The sequence below is a fragment of the Sphingomonas sp. Leaf62 genome (genome assembly GCF_001421915.1).
Lineage (GTDB): Bacteria > Pseudomonadota > Alphaproteobacteria > Sphingomonadales > Sphingomonadaceae > Sphingomonas.
The window spans coordinates 90,765-103,973 of sequence record NZ_LMLN01000029.1; the positions used below are offsets into that span (position 1 = coordinate 90,765).

The 13,209-nt window shown below is 66.9% G+C and carries 12 protein-coding genes; 2 read left to right on the forward strand and 10 right to left on the reverse strand.

Annotation, left to right across the window (positions count from 1 at the left end):
* Positions 1-487: DUF808 family protein (locus tag ASE91_RS20735; RefSeq protein ID WP_235530506.1), on the forward strand; the 487-nt coding region annotated here is incomplete at its 5' end.
* 102 nt (positions 488-589) lie between these two features.
* Here the strand turns inward: ASE91_RS20735 and dacB are convergent.
* The 6 genes from dacB to ASE91_RS14780 all read right to left on the reverse strand — a co-directional run bounded on the left by dacB (position 590) and on the right by ASE91_RS14780 (position 6,684).
* Positions 590-1,990, reverse strand: coding sequence for a D-alanyl-D-alanine carboxypeptidase/D-alanyl-D-alanine endopeptidase (dacB, locus tag ASE91_RS14755; RefSeq protein WP_056627381.1), 1,401 nt, complete (start codon positions 1,988-1,990; stop codon positions 590-592).
* 4 nt (positions 1,991-1,994) lie between these two features.
* On the reverse strand, positions 1,995-3,314 hold the full coding sequence (gene fucP, locus ASE91_RS14760; RefSeq protein ID WP_082454056.1) for an L-fucose:H+ symporter permease: 1,320 nt from the start codon (positions 3,312-3,314) through the stop codon (positions 1,995-1,997).
* A 125-nt stretch (positions 3,315-3,439) separates the two neighbouring features.
* The gene (locus ASE91_RS14765) at positions 3,440-3,784 is read right to left on the reverse strand and encodes an L-rhamnose mutarotase (protein ID WP_056627384.1); all 345 of its coding nucleotides are present in this window, start codon (positions 3,782-3,784) and stop codon (positions 3,440-3,442) included.
* Positions 3,781-4,512: an SDR family oxidoreductase gene (locus tag ASE91_RS14770; protein WP_056002662.1), complete on the reverse strand. Its 732-nt coding sequence runs from the start codon at positions 4,510-4,512 to the stop codon at positions 3,781-3,783. The genes ASE91_RS14765 and ASE91_RS14770 overlap by 4 nt, the downstream gene beginning before the upstream one ends.
* On the reverse strand, positions 4,509-5,519 hold the full coding sequence (locus ASE91_RS14775) for an aldo/keto reductase (protein ID WP_056627387.1): 1,011 nt from the start codon (positions 5,517-5,519) through the stop codon (positions 4,509-4,511). Before ASE91_RS14775 ends, ASE91_RS14770 begins: the two co-directional genes overlap by 4 nt.
* A 55-nt stretch (positions 5,520-5,574) precedes the next feature.
* On the reverse strand, positions 5,575-6,684 hold the full coding sequence (locus ASE91_RS14780) for an S-(hydroxymethyl)glutathione dehydrogenase/class III alcohol dehydrogenase (RefSeq protein ID WP_056627390.1): 1,110 nt from the start codon (positions 6,682-6,684) through the stop codon (positions 5,575-5,577).
* Between the two features lie 84 nt (positions 6,685-6,768).
* On the opposite strand from ASE91_RS14780, the gene ASE91_RS14785 reads away from it, so the two are divergent.
* Positions 6,769-7,323 carry a septal ring lytic transglycosylase RlpA family protein gene (locus ASE91_RS14785; RefSeq protein ID WP_056002669.1) on the forward strand — a complete coding sequence of 185 codons (555 nt, stop codon included), beginning with the start codon at positions 6,769-6,771 and terminating at the stop codon, positions 7,321-7,323.
* A gap of 447 nt (positions 7,324-7,770) precedes the next feature.
* Here the strand turns inward: ASE91_RS14785 and ASE91_RS14790 are convergent, their stop codons facing one another.
* From ASE91_RS14790 to ASE91_RS14805, 4 genes are all read right to left on the reverse strand, one after another.
* On the reverse strand, positions 7,771-8,529 hold the full coding sequence (locus tag ASE91_RS14790) for a M23 family metallopeptidase (RefSeq protein WP_056627392.1): 759 nt from the start codon (positions 8,527-8,529) through the stop codon (positions 7,771-7,773).
* 50 nt (positions 8,530-8,579) lie between these two features.
* A complete protein-coding gene (locus ASE91_RS20010) occupies positions 8,580-8,981 on the reverse strand; it encodes a hypothetical protein (protein ID WP_056627395.1) in 402 nt (133 codons plus the stop codon).
* A 295-nt stretch (positions 8,982-9,276) separates the two neighbouring features.
* Positions 9,277-10,434 carry a hypothetical protein gene (locus ASE91_RS14800; RefSeq protein WP_156357865.1) on the reverse strand — a complete coding sequence of 386 codons (1,158 nt, stop codon included), beginning with the start codon at positions 10,432-10,434 and terminating at the stop codon, positions 9,277-9,279.
* On the reverse strand, positions 10,416-13,109 hold the full coding sequence (locus ASE91_RS14805; RefSeq protein WP_056627398.1) for a TonB-dependent receptor: 2,694 nt from the start codon (positions 13,107-13,109) through the stop codon (positions 10,416-10,418). The genes ASE91_RS14800 and ASE91_RS14805 overlap by 19 nt, the downstream gene beginning before the upstream one ends.
* Positions 13,110-13,209: the final 100 nt, after the last annotated feature.

Genomic DNA, 13,209 nt, shown 5'->3' on the forward strand with positions numbered 1-13,209 from the left:
GATCCTGTCGGCGGAAATCATGATCATCGCGCTGAACGAGCTGCCCGACATGCCGGTGTGGATGCAGGCGGTGGTGCTGGCGGCGGTCGGCATCGCGATCACGGTAGGGGTGTACGGCGTCGTCGCGCTGATCGTGAAGATGGACGATATCGGCCTCGCGCTCGTCCGTCGTTCCAGTGCTGTCGCGCAGACGATCGGGCGCGGACTGGTCAAGGCGATGCCGGTACTGCTGAAGGCGCTGGCGCTGATCGGCACCGCCGCGATGCTGTGGGTCGGCGGGCAGATCATCGTGCACGGTATGGAGGAGTTCGGCTTGGTCGCCCTGCCGCACCTTATCCACGATATCGCGCATCACGCCGCAGAGGCGCTGCCCGCGATCGGCGGTGTCGCGAACTGGATCGGCAACGCCGCGCTGTCGGCAGTGGTCGGTATCGTCATCGGCGCGATCATCGCCGGCGTGCTGCACATGATCCCCCGCAAGCATTGACCGGGAGGGGGGGCGTCTGCTCCCCTTCCCATCAAGATACCGTTCGGTTCGAGCAGCTTCGAGCCTGTCGAGAAGCGTCCGTCGAGAACCCCGTCCCCCGCGCTACAGCCCCGCCGCCGCCGCGCTCAACGCCGCATCCATCGCCGCCGTCGCCGACGCGCCTTCGGGAATGTCGTTGGCATAGAGCGCGAAGGTCAGCGTCTGCCCGCTCGCTGCGGTCATCGTCCCCGCCAGCGCGGAGGTACCCGACAGCGATCCGGTCTTGGCGCGCAGCCTGCCCGCCAGCGGCGTATCGCGGAACCGCCGCGCCAGCGTGCCGTCGACGCCTGCGACCGGCAGCGTCTCCAGCCACGCCGCGCCCCATGGTTGCGCCCGTGCCCAGCCGATCAGCGCGACCATCGCCCGCGGGCTGACCCGGTTATAGGTCGACATACCCGACCCGTCCGACAGATCCCATGCGGTGCGCGGCACGCCGGCCAGCGTCATGATCGCGCCGACCTTCTTCAGCCCGTCGGCGATCGATCCGGTTCCCCGAACCGCGCCGATCCGGCGCAGCAACAGTTCGGCATGCAGATTCTGGCTGACCTTGTTGGTGAGCGCGATGTCCTCGACCAGCGGTCCGGGCTGCACCTGTGCCAACATCGGCGGGAATGTGCCACGTTCGACGACTGCCCCGTCCTCCGCCGGGACATGGGGCCGGTGGCGCACCGCCACCTTGCCGGTGACCCTTACCCCCCTGTCACGTAACACCTTCGCAAACTTCCACGCCGCATAGTGCGCGGGGTCGTCGATCCCCACCCGGATGCGCTCGCCGTCCCCCGTGGCGACCGTCCCCGACACCCGCAGCAGATCGCTGCCCGGCATCCGGTCATAGCCGATGGCGTTGCGCGTCCCGACCGTCACCCGGTTGTCGATCCGGTAATAATCCGAACCGCTTACCACTGCCCGACCACCCTCGGTACGGACGTTCAGGACCAGTTCGTTATCGTCCAGAGACAGCGCGGAAATGCCGGTGCCCGACCGGGTGGCGATATTGTTCCACCCCATGCCCGGCGACCAGCGCTGGTCGGGAAACCGGCTGTCGTCGCCGATCACGTCCCCCACCACCCGCGTGGTTGCCGCCACCGCATCGGCCAGCGTGGTCAGGCAATTACTGCGACAATCCTCCGCCGACGACAGCCGCGCATCGCCCGCACCCACCAGCACCACGTCATGCCCCTCGGTCCGCACGCCCGTCCGGGCATCGTCCGGCCCCGTCACCGCCAGATGGGCAAAGGCGGCGATGGTCGTGAAAATCTTGGTATTCGAAGCGGGTACGAAGCGATGGTCGGGGTCGATCGCGACGCGCTCGACGCCCGCCGCATCGCGGATGACCAAGCCGAACCGCGTTCCCGCCGGGGCCTGGGCCAGCGCGGCGCGCACCGCCGCCTCGACACCGGGATCGGGTGCCGCCGCCGTCAGCCACAGCGCCGCGCCCGCCAACCCCGCCCGCCCGTATCGCATGTGCCTACCCCCCTGAAACGGCGTTTCGACGCATCGCCAATGCGAACGCCAGCACGACCGCAAATGACAGGCACGGTATTAGCATCGTCGTCTGGATCGACAGGATATCGTGGCTCAGCAATCCCATAGCCGGCGGGAATAGCGCGCCGCCGATGATCGCCATCACGATCAGCGGTGCGCCCAGCGTCGCCTGAGGTCCCAGATCGCGCACCCCCAGCGAGAAGATTGTCGGGAACATGATCGACATGAAGAAGCCGGTCAGCAGCAGCGCCCCGATCGCGACCATGCCCCCGGCCAGCGCCGCGACCAGCGTCAACACGATGTTCGCCAGCGCAAATCCTGCCAGCAGCCGCGTCGCCGCGACCTTCTGCATCAACAGCGTCCCGACGAGCCGCCCGGCAAGAAACAGCGCGAGGCTGATCGACAGCAGATAGGCGGCGTCGCGCTCGGGCGTCGCGGGGCTCAACGACTTCACGAAATCGACGAAGAAGCTCCACACCCCGACCTGCGCCCCGACATAGAAGAATTGTGCGACGACCGCCCAGCGCAGCGTCCGGACACCGATCACCGACTTCAGCCCCGCCAGCGTGCCTCCGCGCGTATCATGGGCGATATCGGGCAGGCGAACCACCGCCACCGCGATCGCGATGAGGATGACGACCCCGGCCAGCACCAGATAGGGCAGCTGCACCATCTGTGCTTCGCTCGCCCGATAGGCTTCGAGCGCGGCGGGAGCCATCGCGTCGAGCGTCGCACGATCATGCTCGACGCCAGAAAAAATGAACAATGCACCGATGCTGGGGGCGATCGCACCGCCCAGACCATTGAATGCCTGCGCCAGATTGAGCCGTTGTTCGGCCCGCGCCGGATCGCCGAATGCGACGATATAGGGGTTGGCGGCCGTTTCGAGGAACGCCGCCCCCGCCGCCAGCACGAACAGCGCAGCGAGGAACCCGGCATATTCGCGGATTTCCGCCGCCGGATAGAAGAGCAGCGCGCCGACTGCATACAGGCCGAGGCCCGCCAGGATGCCGGCGCGATACCCGAAGCGGCGCATGACGATTCCGGCGGGCAGCGCCATCAGGAAATAGCCGAGATAGAAGACGAACTGGATGAAGCCCGCCTCCGCCCGGTTCAGCGCCAGCGCCTTTTGAAACTGGCGGATCAGGATGTCGTTGAAGTTGTTGGCGAGCGCCCAGAGGAAGAACAGGCTGACCACCACCGCAAAGCCGACGCCGAACCCCGGCGTGATGAAGCGACGCGCGCCGGGATCGCCGGAGGCACCGGACGGCGGCGGTGGGGCGGTGATGATCGGGATCGGCATGGCTTCCTCTCCGCCCGGCGAAGTCCGGGTCCATTCTTGTCGTCAGCGCCGACGGTCCGGCGAGACGCACGGCGACCCGTCGTTGATATCAGCAGCGCCGGACGGTGACAGGCCCGACCGCTGCGTCATGCGTGGTCGGTCAGGCGGAAGATGCGCGTCATCGGCGTCCAGCGGCTGCCATCGGGAGCGTGCGGCAATGCCCGCTGGAACTGGCCCATCTTCGCTTCCCATGCGACGACGTCGGGATCGGCGAGGTCGGCGGCGGCCTTGGCCACAGGATCGAACGCATCGGTGACGACCATCGTCATCACCAGCCGGTTGCCGGTGCGATAGATGTCCATCTGCGTGATTCCCGCATCGCGGATCGACGCCAGTACGGGCGCGGGCACGTTGCCCGGCCGGTGCCAGTATTCGTACTCGGCGATGGCGGCTTCGTCGTCGGCGAGGTCGAGGGTCAGGACATGGATCATGCGTTCGACCAGCCGCCATCGATCACATGCACCGCGCCGGTGGTGTAGGACGATGCATCGGAGGCAAGGTACAGCGCCAGTTCGGCGATTTCCTCCGCCCGGCCCAGCCGCCCCATCGGCTGGCGGGCGGTGAACGACGCGCGCGCGGCGTCGGCGTCGCCGGTCGCGGCCATGCGTTCCTCGAGCGACGGCGACTGGACGGTGCCGGGGCAGATCGCGTTGCAGCGGATACCCTGTCCGACGAAATCGAGCGCCACCGACTTGGTCAGGCCGATCACCGCCGCCTTCGACGCGGTATAGACGAAGCGGTTGGGCACCGCGATCACATGGCTGGCGACCGACGACATGTTGACGATCGATCCGCCGCCCGCGTCGATCATCGCCGGCAACAGCGCACGGATCAGGCGGTATTGCGCGCGGACGTTCAGGTCGAAGCTGAAGTCCCAGTCGGCCTCTTCGGTGGTCAGGATCGTGCCGGCATGGACGAAGCCCGCACAGTTGAACAGGATATCGACCGCGCCGACCCGGCCGGCGAAATCCCGGATCGCCTGGGCGTCGAGCAGGTCGACGACGTGCGCCTCGCAGCCATCCAGCGTCGCGAGCGCGTCGGCGTTGATATCGACCGCCAGCACCCGCGCCCCTTCGCGGGCGAACAGTTCGGCGGCGGCGCGGCCGATCCCTTGCGCGGCGGCGGTAACGATGGCGGTTTTGCCGGACAGACGGGTCATGCGGTCTCCGAGGAAGGAACGGGGGCGTCGGCGCGGACCAGACCGGCGTCGACCAGATCGTGCCACAGCGCGGGGGGCAGCGACAGGGTGGCGAGCGTCACCGCCTGCGCGACTTCCTGCGCGTCGGCCATGCCCGGAATGACGGTGTCGACGGCGGGATGCGCCATCGCGAATTGCAGCGCCGCGGCCGCCATCGGCACGGCGTGGCGTGCGCAGATCGCGGCGATCGCATCGACCCGGCGGACGATATCAGCCGGCGGCGCTTCGTAGTTATAGCGCGCGTCGCCGCCGGTGCCGGTGGCGAGAATGCCCGAATTATACGGCCCGCCGAGGATCAGGCGGACGCCCATCGCCTCGCAGCGCGGCAGCAGCGTGTCGAGCGCGCCCTGTTCGAGCAGCGTGTAGCGGCCGGCGAGCAGGATCGCGTCCAGTTCGACCCGATCGAGCAGTTCCTCGCACACCGCGATCTCGTTGACGCCGATGCCGATCCCGCCGATCGCGCCGGCGTCGCGCAAGCTCCGCATCGCCGGATAACCGCCGTCGAGAAAGGTCGCCATCCGTGCGGCGGCATCGGCACCATGGGTCATCGCGCCGAGATCATGCGCCAGCAACAGGTCGATGCGATCGCGCCGCAACCGGCCGCGGCTGGCATCGAACGACCGCAGTACGCCGTCGCGCGAATAGTCGAACGCGCTCTCGACCGGCTCGGGCGACACGAATCCCTGTCGTTCGGTGGCGAGATCGCGGTCGGGCACCGGTTGCAGAACGCGTCCGACCTTGGTCGACACGAAGGCGGTGCCGTCCGGGTCGCGCGCCGCCAGCGCATCGCCCAGCCGTCGTTCGGACAGGCCGAAGCCGTAATGCGGCGCGGTGTCGAACGCGCGGATGCCGTGATCCCATGCGGCGTCGATCGTCGCCCGGGCAGCATCCGCGCCGACCGGACGATATAGATTGCCGATCGCCGCTCCGCCGAAGCCGAGCTTGGCGGGACGCTGCCCTGCGGTCATCGCGTGTCCTCTCTCCGCTTATATTCGCGAAGAAATTTCACCTGTCAAAACCAAATCAATAGACGACGACCGAGCGGATGCTTTCCCCGGCATGCATCAGGTCGAAGCCCTTGTTGATCTCGTCCAGCGACAGGACATGGGTGATCATCGGGTCGATCTCGATCTTGCCGTTCATGTACCAGTCGACGATCTTCGGCACGTCGGTCCGGCCCTTCGCCCCGCCGAACGCGGTGCCGCGCCAGTTGCGCCCCGTCACCAGCTGGAACGGACGGGTGGCGATCTCCTTGCCCGCTTCGGCCACGCCGATGATGATGCTGGTGCCCCAGCCGCGATGGCACGCCTCCAGTGCCTGTCGCATGACCTGCGTGTTGCCGGTGCAGTCGAACGTATAGTCCGCGCCGCCATCGGTCAGCGCGACCAGATGCTGCACGATATCGCCGTCGATATCTTTCGGGTTCACGAAATGGGTCATGCCGAAGCGGCGGCCCCATTCCTCGCGCGCGGGGTTGATGTCGACGCCGACGATCATGTTCGCACCGGCCATCCGCGCGCCCTGCAACACGTTCAGCCCGATGCCGCCCAGACCGAAGACGATGATGTTGTCGCCCGGCGCGACCTTGGCGGTGTTGACCACCGCGCCGACGCCGGTGGTGACGCCGCAGCCAACATAGCAGCTGGTCTGGAACGGCGCGTCCTCGCGGATCTTGGCGACCGCGATCTCGGGCAGGACGGTGAAGTTCGAGAAGGTCGAGCAGCCCATATAATGATAGATGGGCTGGCCCTTGTAGCTGAAGCGGGTCGTGCCGTCGGGCATCAGCCCCTTGCCCTGCGTCGCGCGGATCGCGGTGCACAGGTTGGTCTTGCCCGACAGGCACGACTTACACTGGCGACATTCGGGGGTGTAGAGCGGGATGACATGGTCGCCGACCGCGACGCTGGTCACGCCCGCGCCGACTTCGCGCACGATCCCCGCGCCCTCATGGCCGAGCACCGAGGGGAACAGCCCCTCGCTGTCGAGCCCGTCGAGCGTATAGGCATCGGTATGGCAGATGCCGGTCGCCATGATCTCGATCAGCACCTCGCCGGCCTTGGGGCCTTCGAGGTCGAGTTCGACGATTTCGAGCGGGCGCTTGGCTTCGAACGCGACGGCGGCACGGGTCTTCATGGGGCGTCTCCTTGGGGTGCCGTGGGACTAGCGGGCGCGGACGGGGGTCGGCAAGGGGGCGGTGGTGCGCTAGGAGGCAATGCCATGCTTGCACGTTCGCTCCTGCCCTGTGCCGCCCTGTTGCTCTCGGCCTGTGCCGGTGGCGGGTACCGGCCGGTCAGCGATGCGGTGGTCAAGGTCGGTCGGCCCTATCAGGTGCGCGGCGTCACTTATGCGCCCGCCGTCGATCCGGCATATGACATGCTGGGGCTGGCGAGCTGGTATGGCAGCGAGTCGGGCGGGCGCACCGCCAATGGCGAGCGGTTCCGGCCCGGCTGGGTCACCGCCGCGCACACCACGCTGCCGCTGCCGAGCTATGTCGAGGTGACCGCGCTCGACAGCGGGCGGCGGGTGCTGGTGCGGGTCAATGATCGCGGGCCGTTCACCGGGCGCGGGCGCATCCTCGACCTGTCGCGCGGTGCGGCCGAGGCGCTGGGCGTGCGGGGGGCCGGCGTGGTGCCGGTGCGGGTGCGGGTGGTGTCGCCCGACGAGCGCGACCGGGCGCGGCTGCGCAAGGGCAAGAGCGCGCGCGAACTGCCGCCGGTGGACGAGCGGATGCGGGCCAATTTGCGGGCGCAGTTGCGCGCGAGCGGGCTGTAGCGCGCAAGCCAAAGGTCACAAAGGTCACACTCGCACGCAATTGGCGGCGCGGTTGTTTCTCAAACGTAGCGGCGATGGGAAAGAACGGTGGGCGAGCGAACCCTGCGCGATCGTGGCGTTTCGTGGCGCTGTAGGAAAGTGACTATTCTGGTCCTGTTCGTCGGCCCCGGCGAACGTCACTCGCCGTTCCGATCGGGGGTGGCGCCGGCCACCGCCGGCCTTGCGCGGATTACAGCTGGGGCCAGCCCGTTCCATATCGGTGCCCGACCCTGATCGGCCTCTCCGTCGGTCCCGATATCCCATATTCGATGCACCATTTCGGGAAGAAGCATTCGGGAACGGATTATGGGAAACCCACCGTTCCGAGGGGGCGCGTATCCATGCGGTCGGCAGCGTTAATTTGCCGCCAGGAGGTTCCCGATCGGGAAGGCGGCGGCAACAAATCGTTCAGCGAAACCCCAGGATGTCACCGTCGAGGGGCATTTCGTTCGTGTGCGATGCCGGCCGCGTTGCAAGCGGGCGCGCTATCGTCGGGTCGAAGCTGTCCTCGACGCTTTCCCGTCCATACAGGGTGAAGCCATCGATGACGAAGGGGAGCCCTTCCGATCCCTCGAACGTCGCCCGGTCGCTGATGTGAAAATGGAGATGGGGCGCGCCAGCGGCACCGGTCTGGCCGAGGCGGCCGATCACGTCGCCCTTCCTGACGTGCATTCCGGGGCGCATGGTCACGCTGCCCTGCCGGAGATGGGCGTAATGCGCATAGACGCCGGGTGCGATCGCAAGGATCACGAAATTGCCGTACAACGTGCGGGCGGTAAGGTCGTCGGGCGTTTCCAGCGGGCGCAGCGGTTCGCCGTTGGCAATGCCGTCACGGGCATCGACGACGACGCCATCGGCCACGGCGAGAACGTCCTTGCCGTAGCCCACCCAATCCGCGTCGACGGTGTCGGTAAGCGCTGCATGTTTGCTGCGCAGGGAATGGTTGCCGTTGTCCAGCCCGAACCAGTCGATCGCGAACCGCTGCGGAATGGACAACTTGCCGTTGATCGCGACGGGACTGCCCCAGTGATGCGACAGGGGATTGCCCGGCCCGTCGACCGCCAGCCAGCGTCCCCCGCGCAGGGGCGGACCGATCCGGACGGCCGGGGTTTCGACGACAGCCGCGCGTACGTCGTCGGCGCGCTGGATCTCACCCTTGGCCGTCACGAAGGTCAGCTGGTGCCGCAGGCTCGCGGTCCTCGTCCCGGCGGGCAGGGTCAGCCACAGGAACAGCGACAGCGTGCGGCCCGATGCGATCGGCAGGCTGTCGATGGGGTCGCCCTCTGCAGCGGCTTGTTGCGCAGTCGCTGGAGGCCGGCGCCCTCGACGACGCTCGACGCGACCGTGTCGGCGCCGGTGAATGTGGCCAGTCGTATCAGTCTGAGCGGGTTGTCATCGGACTGGAAGCTGGTGATCCGCAACTCGTACGCGAGATGCGTCTGTCCGTCGCTGCCGGTCACGATGTGCGGTGCGAAGGGAATGCGTGCCTCGACCTGGGCCTGATGGATCACCGGTCCCGCGGTGGCGGTCACCGACGGAACAGCCGTCGACTGCGCGGTCGCCGCATTCGGGAGGGCGAGCACCAGCAGTGTTACGATCCAGCCTTCAAATCGTTTCACACGGCACCCCGTTCTGGCGAGAGGCGAATGCGGTACCATGGTTTCCGGCAGCAAGTCATGGTGACTGCTTCGGGTCGCATTCCACACCACCGGCGCGCGACGTTGCAGGTCGACCGATCGCCGGTCGTCGGCCGACGATATCAGCCCACCGGCATGGGCGACAAACCCTTGAAGCCCGGTTCCCGCATGGCAGAACAAGGCGACAGGGTTCGTCGTGCAGATCTGGCATATGTCGGGATCGGTTGGATCGGCCCGCGCCGTCCGCCGGACATCCCCTGCTGGTCGGCATCGACGATCATCTGGTCGGTATCGGGTCGGCGGACCCGTCCTGATAGACGGAAGGGCCGGGCGGCGTGACGGCGGCGGGCGAGATCAATGCCCCTGTGTCGATGTCGTACCGGAAGGTTTCGGTTACATCGCCAGTTGCCACGGTGATGACGCCGCGCGATCGATCGTCCTCCACCCTGATACGTACTTCCGGGTGGCCGGCGCACCGGATCGTCGCACCCGACCCGAACCCGGTTCCGCCGTCAGGCCGGATCAGACACGGCGCATCTCCGGCCCGGCCGAGTTCCAGCCAGCCTTCGGTCGTGATGCGGTGGGTATAGACCCCGTGGCCGTTCGGACCCACCGTCGTGAAAGGCTCGCCCCGTTCGAACCGGCGCTCCCTGCCGGGAATGTCCTTCACGCCCACCTGATTATGGGTCAGCAGGCCATCGGCACCGATATAATAATGCCCGATCTGCGTTCCCGTATTGCCCGGCCAGCGCAGATGCATGTGCATGTGCGGCGGGGCGTCGGTGTGACCATGGGGGGCGTTGGTGTCGAACCCCATGATCTGGATACGCCCCAGATGCTCCCGTTCGACCTGTTCGCCCAACCCCAGTTCGCGAACGACTTCGCGTTGCGCGAATTCGAGGACGTTGGCGGCGCGGCGTTGCACGTCGGGGAACGGCCCCGTCGCATAGAATCCGGCCCGTCGCGCCGGATCGGCATGCTCGAAACGCAGGACCATGCCCGGCTCGACGATGTGCGTCGCGACCTCCCCCGCCGTCACCGCGTCCACGGCAACCGGCGGCACCGGCACGATGATGCGCCCTCCGTCCGCCTCGAACGGCAGGTCGCCACCCTCCAGAATGACCCGGCGCACGGCGTCGCCCGCCCCCCGGAAGGCGAGTTCCAGCGACCGTCGACGCGGAACGTTCAGCGCGATGACCGTCTCGCGCGCATTCTCCGCATTGAACAGGGGCGTGGCGACCGCCGTGCAGGACGGGCAGGACGCCGGATCGAACCGCGCGACGGGTCCGGTTGCGGGACGGCGCTTCACGAACTTCAGGACGATCCGCACGGTGTCCGCCGGCTGCCCGTCAGCGGGCAGGGCCGGTGAGGGGGACGCGCAAAGTCCCGCCAGCACGAGAAGGAGCGATGCCCGCTTCACCAGTTCGGCTTCCACGACAGGCCGAGCCAGAACGTGCGCCCGACCGGGAAATAGTAGTTCAGATAGTCGCGGCCCGTGCCTTGCCGGACGACGAACGGCGCCTTGGTCAGGTTCTGGACCTGCCCGACCAGTTCCACACCTTCGCGCACGGCCATCCGTGCCTGCACGTCGATCTGCTGGCGTGGCTCCTGATACAGGTCGCGCGTCGGCGTGTCGCCGTCCGCCGATTGCAGCGCGCGGCCGATACGGTTGTACGAGGCGCGCAGTTCGACCGGCCCGGTGGCGTAGAAGACGGTGAGATTGGCGATATAGTCCGGCTGCTGGATCAGCCCGCTCGTCTCGCGGGTTGCGGGCAGACCGGCCGCGACGCCTGCGGCACTGACCGGTTGGCGGTACGATCCGTCGAGCAGCGTGACGTTCGCGTTGAAGCCAAGGCCCGGCAGCGCGGCGATACGATCCAGCGTATAGCCGATTTCCAGCCCCTTGATCTTCGCCCCGGCGGCATTGCGCGGCGTGCTGACGAAGACGCTTTGATACGTCACGCCCTGAAAGGTGGTGACCGGACCTTGCTGGCTGCTCGTGAAGATCTCGTTCCGGATGTCCTTCACGAACCCGGCGACCGACAGCATGCCCGCGCCCATATACCATTCGTAGGACAGGTCGTAATTCCACGCCTCGCGCGGTTTCAGATCGGGGTTGCCGGTGTTGATCGTCAGCGTGCCGTCGGTGCCGATCCCGAACGAGGTGCGGGCGGCATATTGGCTGTAATCGGGGCGGCCGATCGTCTTCGATACGCCCGCGCGTACCCGCATCCCGTCGCCAAGCTGGTAGGTCGCCAGCGCCGAGGGTAGCCAATAGGCATAGTCGGTCGTGCGCCGTGTCGATCGATAGTCGGATGCGCCCGCTCGGACCGGGGCGTTGGTATCGATGACGAGGTTCGTCGCATCGTAACGGACGCCCGCCTGCACATCGAACCGATCGGCGCGGAACAGTGCCTGCGCATAGACCGCTTTCGTCGTTTCCAGGTCGCGGAAGTCGTCGGCGGCGTTGTTGGCGCGTTGATCGGTGGTGGTGAACGCGCCGCGATTGGCGTCGAAACGCTGCCATGCCGCCGGCCGGTCGATCAGGAGATAGCGAACCGCTGGTGTCAGATAGGCCGTCGGATTCGTGTCGTAGAGGATGCCGCGCAGCGTCCCGGCGGTTGTCTGCCCTGCGACAGTGGCGGGGACATATTCGGTGTAGCGCTGGTCGTAGGACAGGTCGGTGCGCGTGACCGCCGCGCCCATATTGGCCCCGAAACCCCGATCGTCGGTGGTCGCGTTGATGCCGAGATTGACCTTGCCGAAATCGACGGTGGAATCGAGATCGCGGTTGATGCTGCGATAATAGAGCGCGCGGTAGCTGTCGGGATCGTTCGCGGCCGTGATATTGTTGATCGTCAGCCGCGGACGACCGTTGGTGATGGTATAGCCATAACCGAACGCCGGCAGGAATCCCGCCGACGACGTACCGGCGCGCGGATTGGTGTCGTATTTGATCATCTCGCGCAGCTCGCGATACTGCGCCTTCGAACGCGCCAGTGTCGTGTCGAGCACGACGCCGTCGCCGAAATCATGCCGCCCCTTCGCATCGATCAGCCAGGTATCCCGCTGGACCGGCTGATAGGTCAGCCCCTGCTGAAGATCGCCCTGTGCGAACGCGCCGCTCGTCGCGGTGACGGCGGTGGGCGCACCGGTCGGCAACGTCAGGATTTCATACCGTGTCTCGGTATCCTTGTCGCGGTAATAGCCACCGAACAGCGACACGTCGGTCGCAGCGTCGGGCTTCCATTCCAGCTTCAGATTGCCGCTGAGCCGGGTTCGCATGTTCTCGAAGAAATAATCCTGGTTGCGCACCGGCACCAGCAAACCGTTCGACCGGTTCGGGAACGGCGTCCGTGCGCCCGCCGCGGTGAAATACGACCAACCCGCGCCGTTGCTGTCGCCCGGCAGTTCGGCGCGCGCGCTGGACGGCAACCGCTGATATTCCACCGACGCGACGACCCCGAACGTCCGGTCGGCACCGAAGCGCAGCGCGCCGGTTGCATCCGTTCGGATCGACGCTCCGCCATCGCGGATGAGCTTGCCGGTGGTGTCGTTGTAGCCGCCATTGGCGTTCATCACGAAGAACCGGTCGCCGCGACCGTCGAAGGCGCTCTTCGACACGATGTTGATCTGCCCGCCCAGCGCGTGCGGATCATATTGCGCGGTGACGCTCTTGATCGCCTCGATCCGCGACACGAGCGACGACGGCAGCATGTCCAGACGCGCACCACGGAACACCCAGTCGGGCGAGGCCAGCGGAATGCCGTCGATCGTCACCAGATTGTATTTGGGATCGAGCCCCCGGATCGTCGCGCGCTGGTAGATGTCGCGGTTCTTGGTCGGATCGGCACCGCCGACCACCGAAACGCCGGTGATCCGGCGGCTTGCCTCGACGATGTTGAGGTCGGGCAGCCGGCCCACATCGTCCTGCGACACGGCGTCGAGGATCACGGCAGAGTCACGCTTGGCCCTGGTCGCCGAACGCTGCGAAGCGCGAAAGCCGGTGACGACGATATCCTGACCGTCTCCGGCGTCGGCGACTGCCGACTGGTCGGGACCCACGGCAGGCGCATACGACTGCGCCAGTGCGGCAGTGCTGGTCAGCATGGTGCCTGCAAGCAGGCCGTGAACCCAGCGGCTTTGGTAACGCATTTCGAATCAGTCCCCCATTTCCTGCCACGGTATATATATCACGTTGTATGATATT